The sequence below is a fragment of the Micromonospora sp. CNZ297 genome (genome assembly GCF_007827625.1).
The window spans coordinates 16782-42581 of record NZ_VISU01000004.1 but is presented as its reverse complement, the minus strand read 5'-3'; the positions used below and the strand labels follow the sequence as shown (position 1 = coordinate 42581).

At 74.3% G+C, this 25800-nt stretch carries 29 protein-coding genes; 15 read left to right on the top strand and 14 right to left on the bottom strand.

Going from position 1 to position 25800, the window contains the following annotated elements; all coding sequences use genetic code 11:
• Positions 1-18: 18 nt before the first annotated feature.
• From FB454_RS09060 to FB454_RS09050, 3 genes are all read right to left on the bottom strand, one after another.
• Positions 19-552: a hypothetical protein gene (locus tag FB454_RS09060; protein ID WP_145754692.1), complete on the bottom strand. Its 534-nt coding sequence runs from the start codon at positions 550-552 to the stop codon at positions 19-21.
• A 223-nt stretch (positions 553-775) separates the two neighbouring features.
• A complete protein-coding gene (locus FB454_RS09055) occupies positions 776-1732 on the bottom strand; it encodes a hypothetical protein (RefSeq protein WP_145754689.1) in 957 nt (318 codons plus the stop codon).
• Positions 1729-2322, bottom strand: a complete 594-nt coding sequence (locus FB454_RS09050; RefSeq protein WP_145754746.1) for an RNA polymerase sigma factor — start codon at positions 2320-2322, stop codon at positions 1729-1731. The genes FB454_RS09055 and FB454_RS09050 overlap by 4 nt, the downstream gene beginning before the upstream one ends.
• A gap of 276 nt (positions 2323-2598) precedes the next feature.
• Here FB454_RS09050 and FB454_RS09045 point away from each other — a divergent pair, with 276 nt between their 5' ends.
• The 4 genes from FB454_RS09045 (at position 2599) to FB454_RS09030 (ending at position 5685) form a co-directional block, all read left to right on the top strand.
• Complete coding sequence (locus tag FB454_RS09045) at positions 2599-3240, top strand: class I SAM-dependent DNA methyltransferase (RefSeq protein ID WP_145754686.1); 642 nt, start codon at positions 2599-2601, stop codon at positions 3238-3240.
• A gap of 103 nt (positions 3241-3343) precedes the next feature.
• Positions 3344-4786: an alpha/beta fold hydrolase gene (locus FB454_RS09040; RefSeq protein ID WP_145754684.1), complete on the top strand. Its 1443-nt coding sequence runs from the start codon at positions 3344-3346 to the stop codon at positions 4784-4786.
• A 29-nt stretch (positions 4787-4815) separates the two neighbouring features.
• Positions 4816-5049 (top strand): DUF5522 domain-containing protein, encoded by a 234-nt coding sequence (locus FB454_RS09035; RefSeq protein ID WP_071096262.1) that lies wholly within the window; start codon positions 4816-4818, stop codon positions 5047-5049.
• Between the two features lie 87 nt (positions 5050-5136).
• Positions 5137-5685 carry a hypothetical protein gene (locus FB454_RS09030; RefSeq protein WP_145754681.1) on the top strand — a complete coding sequence of 183 codons (549 nt, stop codon included), beginning with the start codon at positions 5137-5139 and terminating at the stop codon, positions 5683-5685.
• A 40-nt stretch (positions 5686-5725) separates the two neighbouring features.
• Here FB454_RS09030 and FB454_RS09025 read toward each other — a convergent pair whose 3' ends face one another.
• A complete protein-coding gene (locus tag FB454_RS09025; protein WP_145754679.1) occupies positions 5726-6412 on the bottom strand; it encodes an iron-dependent transcriptional repressor DtxR in 687 nt (228 codons plus the stop codon).
• A 97-nt stretch (positions 6413-6509) separates the two neighbouring features.
• On the opposite strand from FB454_RS09025, the gene FB454_RS09020 reads away from it, so the two are divergent.
• Genes FB454_RS09020 through FB454_RS09010 form a run of 3 tightly spaced genes read left to right on the top strand, consistent with a single transcriptional unit; the run spans position 6510 to position 11177 of the window.
• On the top strand, positions 6510-7367 hold the full coding sequence (locus tag FB454_RS09020) for a sulfurtransferase (protein WP_145754676.1): 858 nt from the start codon (positions 6510-6512) through the stop codon (positions 7365-7367).
• A gap of 47 nt (positions 7368-7414) precedes the next feature.
• The gene (locus tag FB454_RS09015) at positions 7415-8596 is read left to right on the top strand and encodes an acetoin utilization protein AcuC (protein ID WP_013474498.1); all 1182 of its coding nucleotides are present in this window, start codon (positions 7415-7417) and stop codon (positions 8594-8596) included.
• Positions 8597-8621: 25 nt separating this feature from the next.
• Entirely contained in the window at positions 8622-11177 is a 2556-nt protein-coding gene (locus FB454_RS09010) for a bifunctional GNAT family N-acetyltransferase/acetate--CoA ligase family protein (protein ID WP_145754674.1), read from the top strand.
• Between the two features lie 55 nt (positions 11178-11232).
• On the opposite strand, the gene FB454_RS09005 is transcribed toward FB454_RS09010, so the two are convergent.
• The 4 genes from FB454_RS09005 to sigB form a co-directional block, all read right to left on the bottom strand.
• Positions 11233-11640 carry a VOC family protein gene (locus tag FB454_RS09005; RefSeq protein ID WP_013284768.1) on the bottom strand — a complete coding sequence of 136 codons (408 nt, stop codon included), beginning with the start codon at positions 11638-11640 and terminating at the stop codon, positions 11233-11235.
• Positions 11637-12128, bottom strand: coding sequence for an SRPBCC family protein (locus FB454_RS09000; RefSeq protein ID WP_145754672.1), 492 nt, complete (start codon positions 12126-12128; stop codon positions 11637-11639). The genes FB454_RS09005 and FB454_RS09000 overlap by 4 nt, the downstream gene beginning before the upstream one ends.
• Positions 12125-12466: an ArsR/SmtB family transcription factor gene (locus FB454_RS08995; protein WP_198039690.1), complete on the bottom strand. Its 342-nt coding sequence runs from the start codon at positions 12464-12466 to the stop codon at positions 12125-12127. The genes FB454_RS09000 and FB454_RS08995 overlap by 4 nt, the downstream gene beginning before the upstream one ends.
• Before the next feature lie 103 nt (positions 12467-12569).
• A complete protein-coding gene (sigB, locus tag FB454_RS08990; protein ID WP_145754670.1) occupies positions 12570-13556 on the bottom strand; it encodes an RNA polymerase sigma factor SigB in 987 nt (328 codons plus the stop codon).
• 220 nt (positions 13557-13776) lie between these two features.
• Between sigB and FB454_RS08985 the strand changes: the two genes are divergently transcribed.
• Positions 13777-14565 carry a sporulation protein gene (locus FB454_RS08985; RefSeq protein ID WP_013284772.1) on the top strand — a complete coding sequence of 263 codons (789 nt, stop codon included), beginning with the start codon at positions 13777-13779 and terminating at the stop codon, positions 14563-14565.
• A 3-nt stretch (positions 14566-14568) separates the two neighbouring features.
• Here the strand turns inward: FB454_RS08985 and dtd are convergent, their stop codons facing one another.
• Together dtd and FB454_RS08975 are read right to left on the bottom strand one after the other, a co-directional pair.
• Complete coding sequence (gene dtd / locus FB454_RS08980) at positions 14569-14991, bottom strand: D-aminoacyl-tRNA deacylase (protein ID WP_013474500.1); 423 nt, start codon at positions 14989-14991, stop codon at positions 14569-14571.
• Positions 14991-16475 (bottom strand): DUF7782 domain-containing protein, encoded by a 1485-nt coding sequence (locus FB454_RS08975; protein ID WP_186461563.1) that lies wholly within the window; start codon positions 16473-16475, stop codon positions 14991-14993. The genes dtd and FB454_RS08975 overlap by 1 nt, the downstream gene beginning before the upstream one ends.
• A gap of 179 nt (positions 16476-16654) precedes the next feature.
• On the opposite strand from FB454_RS08975, the gene FB454_RS08970 reads away from it, so the two are divergent.
• From FB454_RS08970 to FB454_RS08960, 3 genes are all read left to right on the top strand, one after another.
• A complete protein-coding gene (locus FB454_RS08970; protein WP_013284775.1) occupies positions 16655-17875 on the top strand; it encodes a S8 family peptidase in 1221 nt (406 codons plus the stop codon).
• Between the two features lie 118 nt (positions 17876-17993).
• Positions 17994-18578 (top strand): HhH-GPD-type base excision DNA repair protein, encoded by a 585-nt coding sequence (locus FB454_RS08965; protein ID WP_145754667.1) that lies wholly within the window; start codon positions 17994-17996, stop codon positions 18576-18578.
• A gap of 72 nt (positions 18579-18650) precedes the next feature.
• Positions 18651-19883, top strand: a complete 1233-nt coding sequence (locus tag FB454_RS08960) for a low temperature requirement protein A (RefSeq protein ID WP_145822805.1) — start codon at positions 18651-18653, stop codon at positions 19881-19883.
• 4 nt (positions 19884-19887) lie between these two features.
• Here FB454_RS08960 and FB454_RS08955 read toward each other — a convergent pair whose 3' ends face one another.
• Together FB454_RS08955 and FB454_RS08950 are read right to left on the bottom strand one after the other, a co-directional pair.
• On the bottom strand, positions 19888-20199 hold the full coding sequence (locus tag FB454_RS08955) for a hypothetical protein (RefSeq protein WP_013284778.1): 312 nt from the start codon (positions 20197-20199) through the stop codon (positions 19888-19890).
• Positions 20189-20500 (bottom strand): hypothetical protein, encoded by a 312-nt coding sequence (locus tag FB454_RS08950; protein ID WP_225319724.1) that lies wholly within the window; start codon positions 20498-20500, stop codon positions 20189-20191. Before FB454_RS08950 ends, FB454_RS08955 begins: the two co-directional genes overlap by 11 nt.
• Before the next feature lie 106 nt (positions 20501-20606).
• Between FB454_RS08950 and FB454_RS08945 the strand changes: the two genes are divergently transcribed.
• Positions 20607-20963 (top strand): DUF3099 domain-containing protein, encoded by a 357-nt coding sequence (locus tag FB454_RS08945; RefSeq protein ID WP_013284780.1) that lies wholly within the window; start codon positions 20607-20609, stop codon positions 20961-20963.
• 39 nt (positions 20964-21002) lie between these two features.
• Here FB454_RS08945 and FB454_RS08940 read toward each other — a convergent pair whose 3' ends face one another.
• Both FB454_RS08940 and FB454_RS08935 read right to left on the bottom strand, forming a co-directional pair.
• Positions 21003-21899 (bottom strand): carbohydrate kinase family protein, encoded by an 897-nt coding sequence (locus tag FB454_RS08940; protein WP_047891703.1) that lies wholly within the window; start codon positions 21897-21899, stop codon positions 21003-21005.
• Complete coding sequence (locus FB454_RS08935) at positions 21896-22828, bottom strand: pseudouridine-5'-phosphate glycosidase (RefSeq protein ID WP_013284782.1); 933 nt, start codon at positions 22826-22828, stop codon at positions 21896-21898. Before FB454_RS08935 ends, FB454_RS08940 begins: the two co-directional genes overlap by 4 nt.
• Before the next feature lie 88 nt (positions 22829-22916).
• On the opposite strand from FB454_RS08935, the gene FB454_RS08930 reads away from it, so the two are divergent.
• The 3 genes from FB454_RS08930 (at position 22917) to FB454_RS08920 (ending at position 25738) form a co-directional block, all read left to right on the top strand.
• Positions 22917-23135, top strand: a complete 219-nt coding sequence (locus FB454_RS08930) for a DUF3039 domain-containing protein (protein WP_013284783.1) — start codon at positions 22917-22919, stop codon at positions 23133-23135.
• Positions 23136-23175: 40 nt separating this feature from the next.
• The gene (locus FB454_RS08925) at positions 23176-23826 is read left to right on the top strand and encodes a TRIC cation channel family protein (protein ID WP_145822804.1); all 651 of its coding nucleotides are present in this window, start codon (positions 23176-23178) and stop codon (positions 23824-23826) included.
• A 190-nt stretch (positions 23827-24016) separates the two neighbouring features.
• A complete protein-coding gene (locus FB454_RS08920; RefSeq protein WP_145822889.1) occupies positions 24017-25738 on the top strand; it encodes a DEAD/DEAH box helicase in 1722 nt (573 codons plus the stop codon).
• Positions 25739-25800 lie beyond the last annotated feature (62 nt).

Below are 25800 nucleotides of genomic sequence, written 5' to 3'. Positions count from 1 at the left end.
CGGACCGCCCGGCCCGGCTCAGTCCGGCAGCGCGTCGACCGCCGAGGCGAGCACGCCCCGCAGGTCGGCCTCCGCGCCGGCCGGCAACGTCTCCGGCTTGACCACCTGGTACGCCACGCGCACCTCGTAGTGGTCACCTCGCCAGGCCCAGCCGTCGAACCGGGTCTCCCCGCCGTCCCACGGGCGCACCGCCGTGCAGGAGGTGTCGCCCGGGCCGGCGTCGCTCGGTTCGGCGGCGATGCGGTCGCACCGGTCCCGCCGCCACGTCGCGTCGTACCTGCCCTCGGCATCCGTGGCCACGGTGACGACCAGGTCGCCGCGCATGGCGGTGCCACTGGTCAGGTCGACCGCGCACTCCTTGGAGCCGCTGCGGTCACCGAGGTTCGCCGAGGCGGTGGGCTGAGCGCCGGGCGCGAGCCGCGCCAGCAGGTCGGCCGGGAGCAGCGCGCAGGGGTCGCGGAGTTCCCCCGGCGACGCCGTCTCGTCGGCGGTGCAGCCGGCGGAGGCCAGGAGCACCCCGATGACCAGCAGTAAGGCGGCCGATCTCGTCATGTTGTCCTCCTCGGACGATCGCGGGCGACCGTAGCAGCGCGGCGCCAGCCCCGCCCTCCGCTGCTCCGCCCCGTCGATCATGAGGTTGACGGCGCGGCACGCCGACCTCGCCCCGCCAACTTCATGATCGACGGAGCGGGGGGCGGCTGCGAGATCGGCGCGACGGCGGCATGACCGGCGGGCTGCTGGTCCGGCCACCGTCGCCGAAGGGCCGACGGGACGGTCAGCGACCCCGTGGCGTCACCGACACCTGCTCGGCGATCGCGATCACCTGCTCCACGGTGAGCCGTAGGGGCGCCTGCAGGTTGACCACCGCCCCGCCCGGCACCTCCGTCTGCAGGAACCACATCTCGTCGGCCCGGACCAACCGTGCGTCCCGCCCGCCGACCGTGACCGTGCGTTCCTCCACCGCCCCCATCACCGTGTGCAGCAGGTCCGGGTCGCGGCCAGCCACCACCTGCACGGCGAGCATGTCGCCGGGGGACTTGCCGCGCAGGGTGAGGATGGTGTCGTCCTTGAACGAGGCGATCCGCCACCCGCGGGGCGCGACCCGGACCCGCAGGGGTATCGGCTGCGGCTCGTCGACGACGTCCCCGGCCAGCCGCAGCAACGCGCCGTCCGCCGCGAACCGGCCGTGGCCGGTCAGCGACACCCACCGACCCGATTTCTGTTCCCACGTCACGGTGACCTGCCGGGGCGCGGCGGGGTGCTCGTCCTCGTACAGTTCCGCCTGGTGGCTGCCGACGGTCACCCGCCGGGACGGCAGTGCGTGGCGATCCGGGCGCTCGTCCCGGACGGAGAGCCAGACATCGTCGGCGCCGCCATCCGACAGGTACACGGCGAGGAACCGGTCCGGCTCGTAGCTGTACCGCGGTGGTGCCAGCACCGCTGGGCGGGACCGCAACGTCAGCGGGAACTCGGGCATGGTCACCGCCACCAGCGTGACCGGCTCCGCCGGGCGGTCGACCGGACGCGCCGCCAGACCGACGCCCACCGCGACCGTCACCGTCGTCGCGGCTGCCGCCACCAGGAGGGTCCGGCGCCGCACCGGTCTGACGGTCCGGCGTGCCGATGCGGCCGGGAACTCGTCGACGAGGCGGTTGCGAGCGTCGTTCAGCGTCTCCGCTGACGCCTCCGGAGCGTCCGGTCCGTGCGTCCGCAACAGGGCGATCTCGTTCATGTCGGCTCCTTCGAGGTGAGCGCGAGTCGGGTGAGCCGGCGGGCCCGGTGCAGGCGGGAACGGACCGTGCCGACCGGAATGTCGAGCACGGCGGCGATCTGCTCGTACGACAGATCCGCCCAGGCGGTGAGCAGCAGCACGTCCCGGTCGCGCCGGTGCAGCGACGCGAGTGCCGCGGCCAGATCGCGGCGCAGGGCGCGGGCGTCCAGCCGGTCGATCGCGTCCTCGATCCCGGGCTGCGTCTCCGCTGCGGCGAGCCGGGCCAGTGCCCGGTACCGGCGCTCCTCGGCCCGTACGTGCCGGCGCAGCAGATTGGTCGCGATCCCGAAGAGCCACGGCCGTACCCCCACGTCCGGTCGGTACGCGGCCCGCCGTCGGAACGCGACGAGGAACGTCTCGGCCAGGAGGTCGTCGGCGGGCGGGCCGATCCGCCGGGCGAGGTAGCGGTGCACGGCGACGGCGTGCCGGTCGAACAACGGCGCGAACCGCTCCGGCTCGGTGACGGATCCGTGGATCAGGTCGCCGTCCGTTGCCGCCTCGGGTGGCCCGGCCCCGGGTGGTCGTCGTTCCTGGGCCGCGACCGGGTGCATCTCGTTCGTCACATCCCTTCATGCCCGGTCGGCGCATACCGGTTCACGCTGGTCCGAGGGCCGGTCGTCGTGTCCCTTCCCGCAGATCGGCCGGCAGCAGCGCGCAGGGGGCGCGGAGTTCCCCCGGCGACGCCGTCCCATCGGCGGTGCAGCCGGCGGAGGCCCGCCCCGTCGATCATGAGGTTGACGGCGCGACACGCCGACCTCGCCCCCGTCAACTTCATGATCGACGGAGCGGGGGCGGGAGGTGGTCCGGCCGGCTACTAGGGTCGCGGGGTGACCGAACCGCGGTGGCTCGCCGAGACCCGTGCGGCGTACGACGCCGTCGCCGAGGACTACGCGCGGCTGCTGCCCGACGTGGTCGAGCCGCCGCTGGACCGGGCCCTGCTGGCCGCGTTCGCCGAGACGGTCGGGCCGGGGCGGCCCGTGCTGGAGGTGGGCTGCGGTACCGGTCGCGTCACCGCCCACCTGCACCGGCTCGGCCTCGACATCAGCGGCGTCGATCTGTCGCCCGGCATGGTGGCGGTGGCCCGCCGCGCGTACCCGGACCTGCGCTTCGAGGTCGGCTCGCTGACCGAGCTGGCCGTGCCGGACGGATCACTGGCCGGGCTGGTGTCCTGGTACTCGGTCATCCATCTGCCACCGGAACTGCTGCCGGAGGTGTTCGCCGGTTTCCACCGGGTGCTCGCTCCGGGCGGTCACCTGCTGCTCGCGGTGAAGGCCGGCGACCGGCTCGACCGACGGGAGCAGGCATACGGCCACTGCGTCGCCTTCGACGTCTACTGGCTGTCCCCGGATCGGCTGGTCGCACAGCTCACCGCGGCCGGGTTCGCGGTGTCGGCGACGACGGTCCGCGCGCCGGTCGGCAGGGAGCGGCAGTCCCAGGCGTTCCTGCTCGCGCAGCGTCCGGCCGGCTGAACATTCACCACAGCCGACACCCGATCTGTACCACACGTGAGGACGGGACAGCGAAGAGTGGCCGCCCTGGCTAGGGTTGACGATCTCGGCGGAGGGAGACGGCATGCGCACCCGGATGCTCCTCGCGTCGACGCTGCCCCTGCTCTGGGGCGCTGTCGCCGGCTGGTGGACCCCGCGCGGGCCCGGCACGGTGGGTGCGGCACTCGCCTCCGTCGCGGTGAGCCTCGTCGTCGGGCTGGCCGCCGGGTGGCTGAGCCGGTCCCGCTGGTTGATGCTCGTCGCGCCGGTGATCTTCGCGGTGGCTGTCGAGCTGGTCCGGCTGCGGCTGCGTGGGCCCACCGTCGACCGTCCGCGCCTGTCCGGCTTCGGCGTCGTGGCGCTGCTCGCCGGCCGGGGCGTACACGGTCTGCTGAGCTTGTTGCCGCTGCTGGTCGGTGCCGCCTACGGCGCCGGACTGGCTCGCCGCCTCGACGCGGTGCCGCCGCGCCGGCCGGTGCCGCGCCGGCTGGGCCGGATCGGCGTCGGTCTGCTGGCCGCGTTGCTCGCGCTCGTCACCGTCGGCGTGGCCGTGCCGGGCCGCACCGAGCCGATCCCCGGCGGCATCGCCCGCTTCGACACCGTCGACTCCTCCGGGCGCGAGCTGGGCCTGCTGATCAGGGGTACGGACCGCGGCGCTCCGGTGCTGCTCGTGGTGCCCGGTCCGCCCGGCGGCTCGGAGATCGGCGCGGTCCGTCGCCATCTGCCCGAACTGGAGCAGCGCTTCGTGGTGGCCGTGTGGGACCGTGCCGGCGGGCCGCGGTCCTGGTCGGGGTTCCGCGCCCCGTCGGACTGGCGCCTGGACGACGAGGTGGACGACCTGGTCGCGGTGGCCCGGCACCTGCGGGAACGGCTGGGCCGGGATCGGATCCACCTGGTCGCGCACTCCGGCGGCACCATCGCCGGCCTGCTCGCCGTGCGACAGCACCCGGAACTGTTCGCCGCGTACGTGGGCGTCGGGCAGGTGGTGAGCCTGCGCGAGGCCGACCGCAGCCAGTACGCCGACACCGTGGCCTGGGCCCGCCGCACCGGCCGGACGGCGCTCGCGGACCGGATGACCGCGCAGGGGCCGCCGCCCTACCGCGACCTCTGGGCGTACGAGCCGTTGCTGACCAACGAGGCCGGGGCCTTCCCGGTCGACCGGGAAGGCGCGAGCGAGGACGAGACCGGGACCGTCGGCAACCTGGGCGTCTCCGAATACAGCCTGCTGGAGAAGGTGCACCTGTTCGGGTTCCTGGACGGCTGGGACGTGCTGTACCCCCGGTTGCAGGAGATCGACTTCCGGCGTGACGTGCGGCAGCTCGCGGTGCCGGCGTACTTCGTGGACGGCGCGCAGGAGGTGCCGGGCCGGCTGCGCCTGTTCGACGAGTGGTACGCGCAGCTCCAGGCGCCGCGCAAGGACCATCTGGTGATCCCGCGCGCCGGGCACCGTTCGATGTTCGAGCGGCCCGAGGCGTTCGTGCCGTACCTGGAACGCCTCGGGACCGGCGGCGGCCCGGGCGGAAACTAGGGCGGGCCGGGCGTCCGTAGACTTCAGCGGTGCGTGACGAGCTGGCGGGACGGCCCCTTACCGAACCGCACCCGTCGCGGCTGTCGCCGGACCACCCCGGGCGGGAGCGCATCCTCGCCGCGCACGCCGCCGCCCTGGCCGCCGGGGAGGCCGGCTACCTGGATCCGGAGACGGGGCTGTTCGTGCTCAGCGCGGGCTTCCTGGCGCGGCGTGGCACGTGCTGCGGGCGAGGCTGCCGGCACTGTCCGTACGTGGCCGATTAGGGGGCTTCCGTCCCCGCTGGGGCACGCCGTACGGTGTCCGACGGAACTCCGGCGGGTCGGACCCGCCGCCGACCGCGGAGGTCTCCCGTGCGTGCACGTATCTGGCTGGCCGTTGCGGCCGTCCTGCTCGCCGCCGGCTGCGCCGACGAGGGGCCGACCCGGTCCGGGCCGCCGGCCCCGCCTCCGCCGGTGCCGGTCGCGGCGGCGTCCTCGGGCGGGGCGTGCCGGCTGCTCGACTTCGCGGTGATCGCCGAGCACACCGGCGGCACGTTCGACGTGGCGGCGGCCACCGAGCGGGGCGACACCCACACGTGCGTGGTCCGGGCGGCCGGGGCGGTGCTGCCGGAGCTGACGCTGTCGGTGACCGAGACGTCGATCGACGCGGCCACGTTCGCCCTAGACGTGCAGCCGGGCGGCGCGGCGAAGATCACCAAGCTGGGCAAGGCCGCCTACCGGCGCACGCTGCCCAAGACCGCGAAGTCCGGGCCGGCCGCCGAGGTCGGCTGGCTGGCCACCGAGGGGCGGCTCGCCACCCTGCGCTGGACCGCCCCGGCCGGCACCGCGAAGGCGGAGGCGGACAAGACGGCCGGCAAGCTGGTCACGCTGGCCAAGGTGATCGACACGAGGCAGCTCTGATCGCGGGTCGCACCAAGGCAGCTCTGACCGGAAGCCGGCCTCAGCGGGCCGCGACGAACACCCGGGACGCCACCTCGCGGGGAAGGCGTACCCGATCGCCGGAGCGGTCGATGGAGACGGCGTCGCGTTCCTGCGCCACCGTCACGGTCGCGCCCGGGTCGACGCCGGCGGCGTGCAACTGCCGGAGCACGTCCGAGTCGGTCTGCACGCTCTCGCAGATCCGCCGCACCACGACCGGGCCGGACAGGCCGGGGAAGGCCAGGTTGCGCTCGCCCTCGACGGCGTCGGCAAGCGCCTGGCCCGGGTCGCCCAGCTCCGCCAGGCCCGGGATCGGGTTGCCGTACGGCGAGCGGGTCGGGCGGTTGAGCAGGTCGAAGACCCGCTTCTCCACCGCGTCGCTCATCACGTGCTCCCACCGGCAGGCCTCTTCGTGGGCCTCCTCGTAGGGCATCCCGATCACGTTCACCAGCAGCAACTCGGCCAGCCGGTGCTTGCGCATCACCGACACGGCGGTGTTGCGGCCCTGCGGCGTGAGAGTCAGGTGCCGGTCGCCCTCGACGGTGAGCAGGCCGTCGCGCTCCATGCGGGCGACGGTCTGGCTGACGGTCGGACCACTCTGCTTCAGCCGCTCGGCGATGCGGGCACGAAGCGGCGGCACCCCCTCCTCCTCGAGTTCGAGGATGGTGCGCAGGTACATCTCGGTGGTGTCAACAAGGTCGTGCTTCACGTCTGCGGCCTCCTGGGCTCCGATGGTACCCGCTCCCACCGACCATCGACGCAGGCGAAGCCGGAGGTGGCGGGCCGAATGGTGTTGACTGGGCCGCATGCCCGCCACCGCAGACCTGCTGGTCGAGCCCGACCGGCTCGCCGCCGAACTCGATCACGCCGACCCGCCGACCCTGCTCGACGTCCGCTGGCGGCTGACCGGCCCGCCCGGACGCGACGACTACACCGCCGGCCACCTGCCCGGCGCCGTCTTCGTCGACCTGGACACCGAGCTGTGCGGGCCGCCCGGCGCCGCCGGGCGACACCCGCTTCCGGACCCGGCGGCGTTGCAGGCCGCGCTGCGGGCCGCGGGCGTCCGCGCCGGTCGTCCCGTCGTGGTGTACGACGGCGGCGACGGCATGTCCGCCGCCCGCGCCTGGTGGACGCTGCGCTGGGCCGGGCACCGGCAGGTGCGGGTGCTGCACGGCGGCTTCCCGGCCTGGACGGCAGCCGGCCTGCCGGTCGACACGAGCGTGCCCGCCCCGGTCCCGGGCGACGTGACGGTGGCGCCCGGCGCGTTGCCGGTGCTGGACGCCGCCGCTGCCGCCCGGCTCGCCGCCGCCGGGCCCGGCGTGCTGATCGACGTACGGGCCGCGCCGCGTTACCGGGGCGAGCACGAGCCGGTCGACCCGGTCGCCGGGCACGTGCCGGGCGCTGTGAACCTGCCCGCCCCGGAGTACGTCACGCAGGGCCGGTTCCCCGCCGCCGAGGCGCTCCGGGAGCGGTTCGCCGCCGCCGGGGTGGACGCGGACGCGCCGGTCGGTGCGTACTGCGGCTCCGGGGTGACCGCCGCGCAGGCCGTGCTCGCGCTGCACCTGGCCGGTCGCCCGGACGCCGCGTTGTACGTCGGCTCGTGGAGCGAGTGGGTGGCCGACCCGGACCGTCCGGTCGCGACCGGCGGCACGTCCGGCCGGTGAGCGCACGACCGGTGGGCGCGTCCCGGACCACGTGCGACGATGGCCGCATGGCCGACGACACGGTGGTGGTGTGGGACGAGGCTCTCCTCGCCTACGACATGGGCGACCATCCCCTCGACCCGGTCCGGGTCGAACTGACCATGGCGCTCGCCCGTGAACTGGGTGTGCTGGACCGGCCCGGCGTACGGCTGGTCAAGCCCGAGCCGGCCGACGACGCGCTGCTCACCCGCGTACACGATCCGGCCTACCTGGACGCGGTCCGGTCCGCGCCGCGCGACCCGCTGTTCGCCGGCTTCGGTCTGGGCACGTCGGACAACCCGGTCTTCGACGGGATGCACGAGGCGAGCGCGCTGATCGCCGGCGCCACGACGGCCGCCGCCGAGGCGGTGTGGCGCGGCGACGCCCGGCGCGCGGTGAGCGTGGCCGGCGGGCTGCACCACGCGATGCCCGCCCGCGCCGCCGGGTTCTGCGTCTACAACGACCCGGCCGTGGCCATCGCGCGGCTGCTCGACCTCGGCGCGCAGCGCATCGCGTACGTGGACGTGGACGTGCACCACGGCGACGGCGTGCAGGAGATCTTCTACCGCGACCCGCGGGTGCTCACGATCAGCCTGCACGAGACGCCGCTCGCGCTGTTCCCCGGCACCGGGTTCCCGGACGAGACCGGCGGCCCGGGCGCGGAGGGCACCGCGGTGAACGTGCCGCTGCCCCCGGGTGTGGGTGACGCGGGCTGGCAGCGGGCGTTCCACGCGATCGTGCCGTCGGTGCTGCGCGCGTTCCGGCCGCAGGTGCTGGTCACCCAGTGCGGCGCCGACGGGCACCGCAAGGATCCGCTGGCCGACCTGCACCTGTCGGTGGACGGGCAGCGGGCCACCTACCGCGCGCTGCGGGCGCTCGCCGACGAGCTGTGCGACGGCCGCTGGGTCGCCACCGGCGGCGGCGGGTACGCGCTGGTCGAGGTGGTGCCCCGGGCGTGGACGCACCTGCTGGCGATCGCCACCGGCGAGCCGGTCGACCCGGCCACGCTCACCCCGCCGGGCTGGCGGGACCTGGCCGCGCGGCGGCGACCCGGGCACGAGGTGCCGCTGCGGATGACCGACGACGTGGACCCGTCGTACCAGCCGTGGCAGCCCAGCGGCGAGCCGAACGCGGTGGACCGGGCCGTCGCGGCCACCCGCAAGGCCGTCTTCCCGCTGCTCGGGCTCGATCCGCACGACCCGCGCGACTGAGCCGGCGGCAGGGGAGGACCGACCGGTGACCACCGTCGAGCAACCGCTGGACGTGCTGCTCAGTGACGGCACGACCGTCCAGCTGCGACCGATCCGCCCGGAGGACGCGCCCGAGATCGTGGCCATGCACGGCCGTTTCTCGGAGCGCACCCGATACCTGCGGTACTTCTCGCCGTACCCGCGTATCCCGGAACGCGACCTGAAGCGCTTCGTCAACGTCGACCACCGCGACCGGGAGGCGTTCGTGGTGCTCGCCGGCGAGCGGATCGTCGCCGTCGGCCGGTACGAGCGGCTCGGCCCCGCCTCGCCCGAGGCCGAGGTGGCGTTCGTGGTCGAGGACGCCTACCAGGGCCGGGGCATCGGATCGGTGCTGCTGGAGCACCTGGCCGACGCGGCCGGGCGCAACGGCATCGTGCACTTCGTCGCCGAGGTGCTCCCGGCCAACGGGGCGATGCTGCGGGTCTTCGCCGACTTCGGCTACCAGGTCCAGCGCCAGTACGCCGACGGCGTGGTGCACCTGAGCTTCCCGATCGCGCCCACCGAGGCGACCCTGGAGGTGCAGCGCGGCCGGGAGCACCGCACCGAGGCGCGGTCGATCGCCCGGCTGCTCGCGCCCCGGGGCATCGCCGTCTACGGCGCCAGCACCACCGGCCAGGGCGTCGGCGCGGCGCTGCTCGGGCACCTGCGCGACGGTGGCTTCGCCGGGGCGATCGTGCCGGTGCACCCGAGCGCGGCGACGGTGGCGGGGCTGCCCGCGTACCCGTCGGCGGCCGACGCCGGCCAGGACGTCGACCTCGCGGTGGTGGCTGTCCCGCCGGACGCGGTGACCGACGTGGTCCGCGACGCGGCCCGCGCGGGCGCGCACGGCCTGGTGGTGATCTCGGCCGGGTTCGCCGAGTCCGGCCCGGCCGGCGCGGCGGCGCAGCGCGCGCTGGTCCGCGCCGCGCACCTGGCCGGCATGCGGGTGGTCGGCCCGAACTGCCTCGGCGTCGCCAACACCGACCCGGCGGTACGCCTCAACGCCACGCTCGCGCCGGTGCTGCCCGCGGCGGGCCGGGTCGGCGTGTTCAGCCAGTCCGGCGCGTTCGGGGTGGCGCTGCTGGCCGAGGCGTCCCGGCGCGGGCTCGGGCTGTCCAGCTTCGTCTCGGCCGGCAACCGGGCCGACGTGTCCGGCAACGACCTGCTCCAGTACTGGCAGGACGACCCGGCCACCGACGTCATCACGCTCTACCTGGAGACGTTCGGCAACCCGCGCAAGTTCGCCCGGCTGGCCCGGCGCATCGGCCGCCGCAAGCCGGTGGTGGCGCTCGCCTCGCTGGCCCGGCCGCCGGGCGTGGGGGACGCGCCCGCGCTGGACGCGGCTGCGGTGAGCGCGCTGTTCGCCCAGTCCGGGGTGATCCGGGTGGACACCGTGTCCGAACTGCTCGACGTGGGCGTGCTGCTGGCCCACCAGCCGCTGCCGGCCGGGCGGCGGGTGGCGGTGGTGGGCAACTCGTCGGCGCTGACCGGGCTGGCCGCGACCGCCTGCGCGGCCCAGGAACTGACAGTCGCCGACGGCTACCCGCAGGACGTCGGGCCGAGCGCGGGCGCCGCCGCGTACGCCGCCGCGCTCGGCGACGCGGTGGCCGACGAGCGGGTGGACGCCGTGGTGGCGGTGTTCGCGCCGCCGCTGCCGGGCCAGCTCGCCGACCCGGTGGCCGACTTCGCGGCGGCGCTGCCCGACGCGCGGGTCACCGGAAAGCCGGTGGTGGCGACGTTCCTGGCCGGGCTGGTGCCGGCCGGGGTGCCGGCGTACCCGAGCGTGGAGGAGGCGGTACGCGCGCTGGGCCGGGTGACCGCGTACGCGGACTGGCTGCGCCGGCCCGCCGGGGTGCTGCCCGAACTGGCCGACGTGGACCGGGCGGCCGGGCACGCCGCGCTGCGGCCCGACGGCGCCGACTCGGCGGCGTTGCTGCGCGCGTACGGGATCGACGTGGTGGAGTCGGTGCCGGCCGGCAGCGCCGAGGAGGTGCTGGCGGCTGCCGAACGGCTCGGCCGGCCGGTGGCGCTCAAGGCTGCCGCCCCCGGGTTGCGGCACCGCCTCGACCTGGGCGCGGTACGCCTCGACCTGGCCGACGCCGCCGCGCTGCGCCGCGCGTACGCCGAGATGGCCCCGGTGTTCGGCGCGGAGGTGCTGGTCCAGCCGATGGTCGCGCCGGGTGTGGCGTGCGTGGTGGAGCTGGTGGAGGATCCGGCGTTCGGGCCGGTGGTCGGGTTCGGGTTGGGTGGCGTGGCGACCGAGCTGCTGGGCGACCGGGCGTGGCGGGCGGTCCCGCTCACCGACCGGGACGCCGCCGAGCTGGTCGACGAGCCCCGCGCGGCGCCGCTGCTGCGCGGGCACCGGGGCGCCGCGCCGGTGGACCGGGCGGCCCTTGTCGACCTGCTGGTGCGGGTCGGCCGCCTGGCCGACGAGCAGCCCCGGGTGCGGTCGCTCACGCTCAACCCGGTGCTGGCCCGGCCGGACGGCATCTCGGTGCTGCACGCCACCGTGCGCACCGGCGCGGAGGCCGCCCGCCCGGACACCGGCCCGCGCCGCTTGTAAGGAAGGGCCCCTTCTTAACGCCTCCGGTAGAGAAGGGGCCCCCTTTTAACACCGCTCACCCACGCTCGGAGATCTGCTGCACCGACCACTCGTTGCCGTCCGGGTCGCGGAAGAACACGAAGCCGACGTTGTCCAGCGGATGCGGCACCGGGCGCGGGTTCTGGCCCATCACCTGGATCTCGCTCACCTCGACGCCCCGCTCGACCAGTTCGGCGCGCGCCCGCTCCAGGTCCGGTACGACGAGTTGCACGCCCTTGAGCGAGCCCGGCGGCATCTCCGGTACGACGCCCCGGCCGAGGACGATCGAGCACCCGGAGCCCGGGGGAGTGAGTTGGACGATCCGCCCCGCGCCGCCCAGATCCGTGTCGTGGTCGAGGACGAAGCCGAGCCGCTGCGCGTAGAACTCCTTGGCCCGGTCCACGTCGGAGACCGGCACCACCACCACTTCCAGTGTCCAGTTCACGTTGTCGCTCCTGTCGTCGAATCGGTGTGCAGCACTGCCGCGAGCCGGTCGAACGCCTCGGCCAGGCCGCGGGTCATCGGGTAGCGCAGGACGGTGTCGCGCCCCTGCGCGGTGGCATACCGCAGGTGGGTGACGACTGTGGTCCGGTCCGCCGAGCCGGTGAAGTCGTGGCGGACCAGCGTCTCGCCCGGATACGACTGGTCGTCGAAGAGTTCGGTGCAGACCAGCCGCGCCGGCGGGTCGACCTCCCGGTACGTGCCGCCCTGGCCCATCAGATCGCCGTCCGGGCCTCGGGAGACGAACCGCCAGCGCCCGCCCACCCGCAGGTCCACCTCGCACTCGACGAGGTGCCAGCCCCGGGCGCCCCACCAGCGGACCAGCAGCTCGGGGCGGGTGAAGGCGGCGAACACGAGGTGGCGGGGAGCGGCGAAGTCGCGGCTGAGCCGGATCTCCCGGTCGCCGGGCAGGGACACGGTCAGGCCGGTCACCGCTGCTCCCCGGCGGTCAGTTCGGCGAGCACCTCGTCCAGTCGCGCGTAGCTCTCGGCCCAGTAGTCCCGGTAGTCCGCCAGCCACGCGACCGCCTCCCGCAGCGGCCGGGCGTCGAGCCGGCAGGGACGGCGCTGGGCGTCCCGGCCCCGGGTGACCAGGCCGGCGCGTTCGAGCACCTTGAGGTGCTTGGAGACGGCCGGCTGGCTCATCGCGAACGGCTCGGCCAGCTCGGTGACAGTCGCCTCCCCGGCGGCCAGCCGGGCGAGGATGGCACGCCGGGTGGGGTCGGCGAGCGCGGCGAAGGTGGCGTCGAGCAGATCCGCGGGCACTTTCATAACCTCCTGGTTGTGTAACCAGTCGGTTGTATACGGTGGGAGCGCCCGGGTCAAGCGCGACAGGCCCCGGCGAACCGCCGGGGCCTGTCGGGGCTGGGGTGGGTCAGCAGGCGTACGCCTCCAGCCGGTTCGCCCGCTCCGGGTCGCGCAGCTTGAGCAGCGTGACCTTCTCGATCTGCCGGATCCGCTCCCGGGACAGGCCGAACTCGCGGCCGACCTCGTCCAGCGTGCGCTGCCGGCCGTCGTCCAGGCCGAAGCGCAGCCGGATCACCGCCTGCTCCCGCTGGGACAGCGTGGCCAGCACGATGCGGACCTCGTTGCGCAGCTCGCCGTTGGTGGCGGCGTCGCCCGGCTCGGTACGCGGGTCGACGGCGGCGACGAAGTCGCCGAGCGCGCTCTCGCCGTCCTCGCCGACGGCCTGGTCCAGGCTGACCGGCTCCCGGTCGTAGGAGATCAGCTCGATCACCTGGAACTCCGGGATCTCCAGCGCTGTGGCGACCTCACTGACGGTGGGCTCGCGGCCCAGCGTCACCGACAGCTCGCGGCGCACCCGGACCATCCGGTTGACCTGCTCGACCATGTGCACCGGGATGCGGATGGTGCGGGCCTGGTCGGCCATGGCGCGGGTGATGGCCTGGCGGATCCACCAGGTGGCGTAGGTGGAGAACTTGTAGCCCTTGGTGTAGTCGAACTTCTCGACCGCGCGGATCAGGCCGAGGTTGCCCTCCTGGATGAGGTCGAGGAAGGCCATGCCGCGACCGGTGTAGCGCTTGGCGATGCTCACCACCAGCCGCAGGTTGGCCTCCAGCAGGTGGTCCTTGGCGGCGCGGCCCTCGGCCGCGATCAGCGCCAGGTCCGCGTGCAGCTCGGCGGAGACGGGGGTGCAGGTGGCCAGCTTCTCCTCGGCGAAGAGGCCGGCCTCGATCCGCTTGCTCAGCTCGACCTCCTGCGCCGCGGTGAGCAGCTTGGTGCGGCCGATGCCGTTCAGGTACGCCCGGACCAGATCGGTGGAGACGCCGCGCTCGTCGGTGGCGTCGAGGTCCGTGAGGGCGACGTCCATGTCCTGGTGCTCGATCATCTGCTGGGTCATCTCTGTTCTCCCCGTGTCCGACGTGCCTACCGGTCCCGTGCCGCCCACGCGGTGGTGGCCGATGACAAACAGCTTGGCGGTCGGGGCGTGAGACGGGAGTGAGGCGATCGGAGACCCGACAGGAATCCCGGCCGGAATCCGGCGTTCCCTTGCCCGGCGCGGTTACCGTGCCACCGACCGGCCGTCGGGGCCGGCACGGCACTGACGATCGGAGAACGTGGTGGTCTTCAAGCGGCTCATGCAGGCGATGGGTGTGGGTGGACCGTCGGTGGAGACGGTGCTGGCCAACCCGAACTGCCGCCCCGGCGGCGAGCTGGCGGGCCGGATCCAGGTGGTCGGCGGCGACCACCCGGTGGACGTGAGCTACATCGCACTCGGCCTGGTCACGCGGGTCGAGGTGGAGAGCTCCGACAGCGAGTACGACGTGAACCAGGAGTTCGGCCGGGCCCAGGTGACCGGCGCGTTCCGGCTGGAGCCGGGGCAGCGGCACGACGTGCCGTTCCGCTTCCAGGTGCCCTGGGAGACGCCGCTGACCGACCTGTACGGCCAGCACCTGCACGGCATGACGATGGGTCTGCGTACCGAGCTGGAGGTGGCTCGGGCGATGGACAAGGGCGACCTGGACCCGGTGGCGGTGCACCCGCTGCCGGCCCACGAGCGGCTGCTGGAGGCGCTGCTACGGCTGGGCTTCCGGTTCGCGCGGGCCGACGTCGAGCGTGGACACATCTACGGCCTGCACCAGCAGCTGCCCTTCTACCAGGAGATCGAGTTCTACCCGGCGCCGCAGTACGCGGGCGCGATGAACCAGCTCGAGGTCACCTTCGTGACCGATCCGCGCCAGGTCCACGTGGTGCTGGAGCTGGACAAGCGGGGCGGCCTGTTCACCGAGGGCCGGGACGCGTTCGGCCGGTTCACGGTGGACCACGCGACGGCGGACCGGACGGACTGGGCCGCCCAGCTCGACGGCTGGCTGCGTCAGTCGCTGTCCCGTCGAGGGCTGTTCTTCTAGGCCTCAGAGGTCGAGCACGAGGGTCCGGGGACCGACGTTGACGCTCTCCACCAGCATGTGGGCGCGGAAGCGGCCGGTCTCCACCTTCGCACCCCGGGCGCGCAACTGTTCGACCACGGCGTCCACCAGGGGTTCGGCCACCTCGGCGGGCGCGGCGGCGGTCCAGCTCGGTCGCCGGCCCTTGCGGGCGTCGCCGTAGAGCGTGAACTGGCTGACCACGAGCAGCGGCGCCCCGACGTCGGCGGCGCTGCGCTCGTCGTCGAGGATGCGCAGCTCGTGCAGCTTGCGGGCCATGGTGGCGGCCACCTGCGGGGTGTCGGTGTGGGTGACGCCGAGCAGCACCAGCAGCCCGTCGGCGATCTCACCGGTCACCTCGTCGTCGACAGTCACCCGGGCCCGGCCGACGGTCTGCACCACCGCCCGCATCAGTCGGTCACCGGCTCGACGATGCCGCGCTCGACCAGGTGCGCCACGATCGGTCCGGCCGCCTCGGCCAGCTCGTCCGGGGCCACGTCGTGCGCGGCGGCCAGCAGGGCGAGCTGGTCGCGCAGCGGCAGCCGGCCGTCGGCGCCGCCGACCAGGGCGAGCACCAGCGGGTCGATCTCCTCGGACCAGCGCAGCCCGCGCGGCATGGCCAGGACCTGCCGGTCCACAGCCCAGCCGTCGTCGCCCATGGTGGCCTCCTGCCGCAGCTGGAGCCCGTCGGCGGCGCGGTAGCGGGCGGCGAGCAGGCCCTCGGTGTCCCGGGTGCGCAGCCAGTCCTGCCGGGCGAACCACTCGCCGATCCGGTCGCCCAGCGGCGGCTCGACCCGCTGGCGCAGGTCCTCCACCCGGACGACCGGCTGGTCGTGGCCGGAGCGGCGCAGCGAGACGATGCCGAAGCCGATCGCCTCCACCTTGTGCGCGTCGAACCAGTCCAGCCAGGCCGCCATCCGCTGCGGGTCGGCGCTCTCGCCGACGTCGGTGAGCCACAGGTTCACGTACGCCATCGGGTCGGCCACCTCGCGCTGGATCACCCAGGCGTCCAGGCCGGTGCCGGCGAACCACCCGGTGACCCGCTCGGCCCAGTCCTCGCCGGTGACGTGCACCCAGTTCGCCAGGTACTGCATGGTGCCGCCCTCGGTGAGCAGGTCCGGCGCGGCCGCTGCCAGCTCCGCGCCGATCGCGTCGCCGACCCGACCGGAGTCCCGGTAGACGTGCGTGGTGGTGCCCGGGCCGACCACGAACGGCGGGTTGCTGACCACCAGGTCGAAGCGGCGCCCGGCCACCGGCGCGACCATGTCCCCGCGCAGCAGCTCCCAGTCCTGACCGTTGAGCGCGGCGGTGGTCGCGGCGAACCGCAGCGCCCGCTCGGAGACGTCGGTGGCGGTGACCCGGCGGGCGTGGGTGCCCAGGTGCAGCGCCTGGACGCCGGAGCCGGTGCCGAGGTCGAGCGCGGTGTCCACGGTCGGGCGGACGGCCGCCGAGATCAGCGTCTGGGTGGCGCCGCCGATGCCCAGCACGTGCTCGGCGTGCAGCGGGCGCCCGGGCCGCGCGCTGGCCGGCACGTCGGCGAGCACCCACCAGTCGTCCCCGTACGGCTCCAGGTCGACCCCGGCGCGCAGGCCGTCGCCGTGCCGCTCCACGATGCCTCCGGCCAGCGCCTCGTCCAGGGCGAGCGGGGCCAGCGCGGCGGCCACCGCCGCCTCCGGCTCGGTCTGGTCGCAGATGAAGACGCGGATCAGCGTGGCCAGCCGGTCCCGGTCCTCGGTGGCGCGCAGCGCGGCCCGGTAGTCGTTGCGGGCCACCGCGCCGGTGCCCTGCGGGCCCAGGCGGTCGGCGATCCCGTTGGCGGTGAAGCGGGCGAGCGTGAGCGCGGTGCGCAGCGCGTCGACCGCGGCGGGGGAGAGCAGCATGTCGTGACGGTCCACGTGCTCATCCTGCCTCGGGCGCGGTCCGGCGTGGCGCGCACCCGCCGATCCATAACGTGGACCGCATCTATCGGCAACTATCTCTTTCATGTGTATCGATCTCTGGTTAGCATTCCTGCCAACATCCGTCGATGGGGCGATCCGGCCACAAACCGGGCCGCCCGGTAGGGAGCCAGACGATGCCCGACGTGTCCCTTCCCCGGCGGCGCGCGCTGCGTGCGCTCGCCGTCACGGCCGCCGCCGCGGCCTTCGCCGCCGCCGCCTCCACGCCCGCTCTCGCCGCGCCCACCGGGGAGATCCGGTACGCCGGCGCCGCGGACGCCGTCAGCGGCAGCTACGTGGTCGTGCTCAAGGGCGACGCGGTCGGCACCGCGAACACCCTCGCCGCCCGTACCGCCGTCCCGGACCGGGCCGCCGGCCTGGCCAAGCGCTACGGCGGCAACGTCGGCACGGTGTGGAGCTCCGCTCTCACCGGCTACAGCGCGAAGATGACCCCCGCCCAGGCGCGCCGCCTGGCCGCCGACCCGGCCGTCGCGTACGTCGAGCAGGACCGCGTGATGACCACCCAGGGCACCCAGACCGGCGCCACCTGGGGCCTGGACCGGATCGACCAGCGCAACCTGCCGCTGAACAGCACCTTCACCTACCCGAACACCGCCAGCAACGTGCGCGCCTACATCATCGACACGGGCATCCGCACCACGCACAGCGACTTCGGCGGCCGGGCCACCTGGGGCACCAACACGGTGGACACCAACAACACCGACTGCAACGGCCACGGCACCCACGTCGCCGGCACGGTCGGCGGCACCAGGTACGGCGTGGCCAAGAGCGTGCGCCTGGTGGCCGTCAAGGTGCTCAACTGCTCCGGCAGCGGCACCACCGCCGGCGTGATCAGCGGCGTCAACTGGGTCACCTCGAACGCGGTGAAGCCGGCCGTGGCCAACATGAGCCTCGGCGGCGGCGCCAGCACCACGCTGGACAACGCGGTGGCGAACTCGATCAACTCCGGCATCACGTACGCGCTCGCGGCCGGCAACTCCAGCGCCAACGCGTGCAACTCCTCGCCGGCCCGCGTCGCCTCGGCGATCACCGTCGGCTCGACCACCAGCACCGACGCGCGGTCGTCCTTCTCCAACTACGGCTCCTGCGTGGACATCTTCGCCCCGGGTTCGTCGATCACCTCGGCGTGGCGTACCAGCGACACCGCCACCAACACGATCAGCGGCACCTCGATGGCGTCCCCGCACGTGGCCGGCGCGGCGGCGCTCGTCCTGTCCGCGAACACCTCCTACACCCCGGCTCAGGTGGCCAGCTACCTGACCAGCAACGCCACCACCGGCAAGGTGACCAGCCCGGGCTCGGGCTCGCCGAACCGGCTGCTCTTCGTCGTCAACTGACGACACGGGCGACCTGACCACTCCGTGGGCCGCGGCCCGGCGGACCTCCCAGGGGTCCGCCGGGCCGCGTCACGTCGTCGGGGAGTCGCCGCCCCCGACCGGCGGCCGGCGCGGCACTATGGTCCCCATGACGCTGTCACTGCCCATCGACCCGCAGGCCAACGAGCTGCTGGCACGCAGCCCGCTGGCCCTGCTCCTCGGCATGGTGCTGGACCAGCAGGTGCCGATGGAGAAGGCGTTCTCCTCCCCGTACGTGCTGGCGCAGCGCCTCGGCCACGAGCCCGACGCCGCGGAACTGGCCGGGTACGACCCGGACGCCCTCGTGGAGATCTTCGCCCGGCCGCCCGCGCTGCACCGGTTCCCCAAGGCGATGGCGGCCCGTGTGCAGGAGGTGTGCCGGGCGCTCGTCGAGCGCTACAACGGCGACCCGGCCCGGCTCTGGTCCGACGTGACCGACGGCCGGGAGCTGCTGCGCCGGGTGGGTGAGCTGCCCGGGTTCGGCCGGCAGAAGGCGCAGATCTTCGTCGCGCTGCTCGGCAAGCGGTTCGGGATCACCCCGGACGGCTGGCGCGAGGCAGCCGGCGACTACGGCGACGCGGACGCCCACCGTTCGGTGGCGGACGTGACCGATCCCGAGTCGCTGCGCCGGGTACGCGAGTTCAAGCAGCGGATGAAGGCGGAGGCGAAGGCCGCGAAGGGCTGATCCGCCGTACGCCGCCGCAACCGGCCCGCCGTCCCTGTCGTTGGTCGCCAGGACGGGGGACAGGGGCGGACGATGACCGAGCAGCGGGGCGGGGCGCTGCTGCGTACCGCGTCCAGCCCCGGGCGGGCCACCTTCCTGGAGCTCTTCTTCGACCTGGTCTTCGTGTTCGCGCTGACCCGGGTCTCCCAGCGGCTGATCAACGGCGTCGACGGCTCCGCCGGTGCGGTGGCCGCCGACGTGGGCAGGACCCTGCTGCTGTTCCTGGTGCTCTGGCAGGTCTGGACGATCACCACCTGGGTCACCAGCCGGTACGAGCCGGAGCGCGCCGTCATCCAGGTCGTGGTGGTCGGCACCATGTTCGGCAGCCTGGTGCTGGGCGTGACCCTGCCCCGCGCCCTGGAGGAGCGGGCGTTGCCGTTCGCGCTCGCGTACGTGGTGGTGATGGTCGGGCGGCCGCTGCTGATCGCGGTGGCGTTGCGTGCCCACCCGCGGCGTCTGGTCCCGCTGCGGCTCGCCGTCTGGGCGGGGGTCAGCGCCCCGCTGTGGATCGCCGGCGCGCTGATGCCCGGTCCGCGCCTGGCGCTGTGGGTCGTCGCGCTGGCGGTGGACCGCCTCGGCACGTTCCTGGGCTGGCCGCTGCCGTGGATCGGGGCGTCGCGCATCCGGCAGTGGCTCGTCGCCGGGGAGCACCTGGCAGAGCGCTACCAGCAGATCTTCCTCATCGCGCTCGGCGAGTCGATCCTGGTGATCGGCGTGACCTACAGCGGGAAGGAGTTCTCCGGCGACGCGGCGGTGGCGTTCACGATCTCGTTCGTGATCACGGCGTTGCTCTGGCGCATCTACTTCTACCGGGCCGGTCACCTGGTGGCGGAGGCGCTGCGGATGGCCGGCACGCCGGGGCGGCTGGCCGAGTCGGCGGCGCAGACCCACCTGTTCATGGTGCTCGGGGTGCTCAGCGCCGCGGTCGGTTACGAGCTGGTGATCGCCCACCCGTACGACACGGCCCGGCCGAACTGGCTGGTCTTCGTGGTGGGCGGCCCGGCGCTGTTCCTGGCCGCCCGCTCCCGGTTCGAGTACGAGATCTTCGGCCGGGTGTCCCGCCCCCGGCTGGCCGGGCTGCTGGCCCTGGTGCTGCTCCTGCCCGCGCTGGCGACCGTGCCGGCGATGTTCGCGCTCGGCGCGGTGGCCCTCGTGCTGGCGCTCGTCGCGTTCGCCGACGCCCGCCGGGCCTGGCACCGGCCGCCGGAGTCCTCCGCCTCGCCGATCGGGCGGGAGGCGCTCGGCGAGGGCGGCCCCGAGGCGTGAGCCGTCAGGCGGCGGTCGGGCGGGACAGCGACGCCAGCGCGCGGCGTACGTCGGCCAGCGAGACGGTGGCCGAGTCGTCCAGGTCGGCCAGGCCGGCCTCGATCCACTGCCGCATCAGTGTGGTCACCCCGATGCCGCGCGCGTCGGCGGCGGCGCGGACCCGCTCGTACGTCTCCAGCGGGAGCCGGACCGACCGGCTGACCATCGGCACATCGGTGTCGGGGGTGGGCAGCTGTGCCGGCGACGTGTCGTCGATCAGGTCGGCGAACGCGTCGCCTCCGGCGTGGAACCGCTTGGTCGCCTCGTCACGGTGCATCGTGACCGCCTCCTCGTCGGCGTGATCTCCGCACCGCCTCGTCGTAGCGCTTGGCCTCGACGTCGCTCAGTTCGCGGGCGGAGAGGATGTCCCAGTCGTTGTCGGTGCCGTCGGCCTCGGCCAGCAGCACGGCGAGCCGCCGGCCCCGGTGGTCGGTGGCGTAGACCACCATCACGTCGTCCCCGAGGTGGCGGATGACCCGGCGCTTGCTGTGCAGGGCCTCCCAGACTTCCCCGGGTGTGACGTCGTAGACCCGCAGGTTCGCCAGCGCCTCGTCGGTGAAGCTGAACCGGTTGGCCACGCGCGAAGCGTACCACGCACGTAACACGCACCCGGCTGTCACGAATTTCGTCGATCATCCGTCCGGAGTGACAGGATGGGCCCTATCCCCTCGTAGGAGGTCCGTGGTGAAGCGTCAGGCGTACCAGCCGATACTGATCACCGACGCCCCGCGCAGCCAGGACGACCAGCTCAACAGCCGGCAGAAGCGGTACGTGCTGATGATGGCCATCCGGGTCGCGTGTCTGGTGGCCGGCGCGATCCTGGTCGGCGCGAAGGCCCCGCTGCTCTGGCTCTGGCTGCCGCTGTGCGCGCTCGGCATGGTGCTCGTGCCCTGGCTGGCGGTGCTGCTGGCGAACGACCGGCCGCCGAAGGAGGAGCACCGCCTGGCGAACCGGTTCCAGAACCGGCGCCGCGAGGAGCCCGCGCCCACGGCTCTGACCGCCGAGGAGAATCCGCACAAGATCATCGACGCCGAGCCCTGACCGGCCCGGGCGGAGCACCGCCCGGACCGGCCGCCGGCGTCAGGGAGCCGGGCGGGCGCCTACTGTCGTCACGGCGAGCGCGCCCAGGTCACCGGCGCGGCCCAGCGCCGCACGCGGGTCGGCCCCGGCCAGCCACGCGGTGAGCAGCCCGGCCGCGAACGCGTCCCCGGCACCCGTCACGTCCACCACGTCCACCCCGGGCGCGGGCGCGAACTCCACCACACCGCCGCGCTCCACCCACACCGCGCCCGCCGCGCCGCGCTTGACCACCACCCGGTGCGCCACCGCGGTGAGCGCCCGCGCCTGCGCCGCCGGGTCCAGCCCGCCGGCCAGCACCGTCGCCTCGTCCGTGTTGACGAGCAGCAGGTCGACGTCGCGTACCCAGGTCAGGAACGCCCCGCCGACGCGCCGCAGCGGCGCCGCGGACGCCGCGTCGACGCTGACTGTCAGCCCGCGCTCGCGAGCGGTGGCCAGCGCGCGCAGGCCGGCGCCGCGCGACCCGACGTCCAAGAGGGTGTACGCGGACAGGTGCAGATGCCCGGCGTCGGGCGCGGCGGCCAGTGCCGCGTCCACGTGCCCGGCGGTCAGCCGCAGGTTCGCGCCGCGCTGGCTGACCATCGTGCGCTCCCCGTCGTGGGTGAGCACGATGACGGTGCCGGTCGGGTAGCCCTCGTGCCGCTCCACCGCGCAGTCGACACCGATCCGGCTCAGCTCGGCCACCCGCTCCCGGCCGGTCTCGTCGTCGCCGACGGCGGCGACCAGCGTCACCGCGGCGCCCTGCCCGGCGAGCCAGGCCGCTGTGTTCGCCGCCTGCCCGCCGCCGCTGAACCGGATGCCGGCCGCGGTGTCCGAGCCGGTCGCGAGCGGCCCGGACAGCACCGCGAGCACGTCGGTGATCACGTCGCCGACGACGACGATGCGCGGCCTGGCGTTCATGCCGTACCGGTGGGGCGGGCCGCCGCGGCGACCGCGATCCGGGCCGCGAGGTCGGCGTTACGCAGGATGATCCGGACGTTCACCGCCAGGCTGGCGCCCTCGGTGGCGGAGTGGAAGTGCGACAGCAGGAACGGGGTGACCGCCTTGCCGGTGATCCCCTCGCGGGCCAGCGCGGCCAGGCCCTCGGCGAGCGTGCGGTCGTGCAGCGCCGGGTCGAGCTGCTCGTCGGCGGGCAGCGGGTTGGCCACCACCAGGCCGCCGTGGTGCACGCCGTGCGCCGCGCGGGCGGCCAGCACGTCCGCCACCTGCTCCGGCGAATCGACAGACCAGTCCAGGTCGAAGCCCGCGTCGGTGAGGTAGAAGCCGGGGAAGCGGCGGGTGCGGTAGCCGACCACGCCCACCCCGAGCGTCTCCAGGCGCTCCAGCGTGGCACCCACGTCGAGGATCGACTTCACCCCGGCGCAGACCACGGCGATCGGCGTCCGGGCCAGCGTGACCAGGTCGGCCGACTCGTCGAACGTCTGCGCCGCCTCCCGGTGCACGCCGCCGAGCCCGCCGGTGGCGAACACGCCGATCCCGGCCGCCGCCGCGACCGCGCTGGTGGCCGCGACGGTGGTCGCGCCGTCCGCACCTGTCGCCGCCGCCGGGGCCAGGTCGCGGACCGAGAGCTTGCTCACGCCGTCGACGGTGGCGAGCCGGGTGAGCTGGGCGTCGTCCAGCCCCACCCGCAGCTCGCCGGCGACCATGCCGATGGTGGCCGGCACCGCCCCCGCGTCCCGTACCGCCTGCTCGATCTCGCGCGCCACCCGCAGGTTGTCCGGGCGGGGCAGCCCGTGCGAGACGATCGTGCTCTCCAACGCCACGACCGGGCGGCCGTCCCGCAGGGCGTCGGCCACCTCACTACCGAGACTGATGTGAAAGTTGGTCACGTCGGTTACCGTACGGGCCGCTTCCGGCCGGGGCCCAGGTGGACCGGGGCGGACCGACCTGCAAAACTGGAACGCCGGAGGTGTAGTCGTGAGCACAGAGGTTCTCGAGCGTCCCGAGCTGAAGGACGCGGACACTGGTCCGGAGATGTTCCACTACGTCCGCAAGGAGAAGATCGCCGAGAGTGCCGTCATGGGCACCTACGTGGTCGCGCTCTGCGGCGAGACGTTCCCGGTCACCAAGGCGGCCAAGCCGGGCTCGCCGGTGTGCCCGAAGTGCAAGGAGATCTACGACTCGTACGCCGAGTGATCCCGGGCGGCTCCGCCGCCCCTGCACGTAACCTGCGGCGGTGACCACCTCCACCGCCCTCCTGCTCGCCGACCTCACCGGCGTGGCGGTCTTCGCCGCCTCCGGCGCCTCCGCGGCGGTGGCGAAACGGCTCGACCTGTTCGGGGTGGTCTTCGTCGGCGTGGTCGCCGCGCTCGGCGGCGGTATCCTCCGCGACCTGGCCATCGACGAGGTGCCCCCGCTGGCGTTCGCCGACTGGCGCTACGCCGCCACCGCCGCAGTCGTCGCCGCGGCCGTGTTCTGGCTGCACCCCCAGCTCGCCCGGCTGCGCACCACAGTGCTGGTGCTGGACGCGGCGGGTCTCGGCCTGTTCACAGTCACCGGCACGCTCAAGGCCCTCGACGCCGCCGTGCCGGCGGTCGGCGCCTGCATGATCGGCATGCTCACCGCGATCGGCGGCGGGCTCGGCCGGGACCTGCTCACCGGCGAGATCCCGGTGGTGCTGCGCCGGGAGATCTACGCGCTCGCGGCGCTCGCCGGCTCGATCGCGGTGGCGCTGCTGTCGGCGTGCGGACAGGCCACCGCCGTACCGCTCACCGGCGCCGCGCTGCTGGTGTTCGGGCTGCGCCTGATCGCGCTGCGCCGCCGCTGGTCCGCCCCGGTGGCGACGCTGCGGCCGCCGCGCACCGGCACCCGGGGACCACTGCCCTGACCCGATCCGCGCCGGGGTGGGCGGATGTGACAGGCGTGGCGTCGAGTGGGGCGTACGGTCCGCGCTGGTTATGCTGAACCGGCCTTCGCGGCACGGATGCGCGAGGGCGTTTTCATGGGCGGCGGCTCCCGTGGCCCCGGTCGGGCCCGCCGCCGTCCGCGGCGGAGAGGAGCTACGCGTGCCACCGCGGATGCCGGCGCTCGACACGTTCCCGCCCCTGCGCGCCTGGCAACGCAAGGCGCTGGTGGAGTACCTGCGCCGCCGGACCGAGGACTTCACAGCGGTCGCCACGCCGGGCGCCGGTAAGACCACGTTCGCGCTGCGGATCGCCGCCGAGCTGCTCGCCGACGGCACCGTCGAGGCGGTCACCGTGGTCGCGCCGACCGAGCACCTGAAGACCCAGTGGGCGCAGGCCGCCGCACGGGTCGGCATCCAGCTCGACGCCGCGTTCCGCAACGCCGACCTGCACTCCGCCGCCGACTTCCACGGCGCCGTGGTCACCTACGCCCAGGTGGGCATGGCGCCGCAGGTGCACCGGCGGCGCACCATGACCCGGCGCACGCTCGTCATCCTCGACGAGATCCACCACGCCGGCGACTCGCGTACCTGGGGCGACGGCGTGAAGGCGGCGTTCGAGCCCGCGGTACGCCGGCTGATGCTCACCGGTACGCCGTTCCGCTCCGACGACAACCCGATCCCGTTCGTCAGCTACGAGCGCGGCGGCGACGGGCTGCTGCGCTCCCGCGCCGACTCGGTCTACGGCTACTCCGACGCGCTGCGCGAGGGCGTGGTCCGGCCGGTGCTGTTCCTGGCGTACTCGGGGGAGACCCGCTGGCGCACGAACGCCGGCGAGGAGCTGGCCGCCCGCCTCGGTGAGCCGATGACGCAGGACCTGATCGCCCAGGCGTGGCGTACCGCGCTGGACCCGGCCGGCGACTGGATGCCGCAGGTGCTGCGCGCCGCCGACGCCCGCCTGACCGTGCTGCGCGCCAACGGCATGCCCGACGCGGGCGGCCTGGTCATCGCCAGCGACCAGCAGGTGGCCCGCTCGTACGCGAAGCTGCTGGAGCAGGTGACCGGTGAGAAGGCCGCCGTGGTGCTCTCCGACGACCAGGGCGCGTCCGCGCGGATCGCGACGTTCGCCGCCTCCCAGCAGCGGTGGCTGGTCGCGGTGCGGATGGTGTCCGAGGGCGTCGACATCCCCCGCCTGGCCGTCGGCGTGTACGCGACGAGTGCCAGCACCCCGCTGTACTTCGCGCAGGCGATCGGCCGGTTCGTCCGGGCCCGCCGCTCCGGCGAGACCGCGTCGGTGTTCCTGCCCAGCGTGCCGCACCTGCTCGGGCTCGCCAGCGAGATGGAGGCCGAGCGGGACCACGTGCTCGGCAAGCCGAAGGACCGCGAGGGCTTCGACGACGACCTGCTGGAGCGCGCCCAGCGCGACGACGGCGCCAGCGGGGAGCTGGAGAAGCACTTCGCGGCGCTCTCCGCGACCGCCGAGCTGGACCAGGTGATCTTCGACGGTGCCTCGTTCGGCACCGCCGCCCAGGCCGGCACGCCCGAGGAGGAGGAATACCTCGGTCTGCCCGGTCTGCTCACCGCCGACCAGGTCTCGCTGCTGCTGACCAAGCGGCAGGCCGAGCAGCTCGCCGCGCAGAAGCGCCGCGCCGCCCAGCGGACCGCTGAGCCGGCCGCTGCGGCCCCGGCGGCGGCGCCCCCACCGATGAGTGCCGCCCAGCGCCGGGTGGCGCTACGGCGGCAGCTGAACGCTCTGGTGGCCGCCCGGCACCACCACACCGGCCAGCCGCACGGCAAGATCCATGCCGAGCTGCGCCGGATCTGCGGCGGCCCGCCCAGCGCGCAGGCGACGATCGAGCAGCTCGAGGAGCGCATCGCCACCGTGCAGACCCTGTAAGGAAGGGCCCCCTGTTAACGCCTCCGGTAGAGCAGGGGCCCCTTCTTAACACCGTCGCGCAC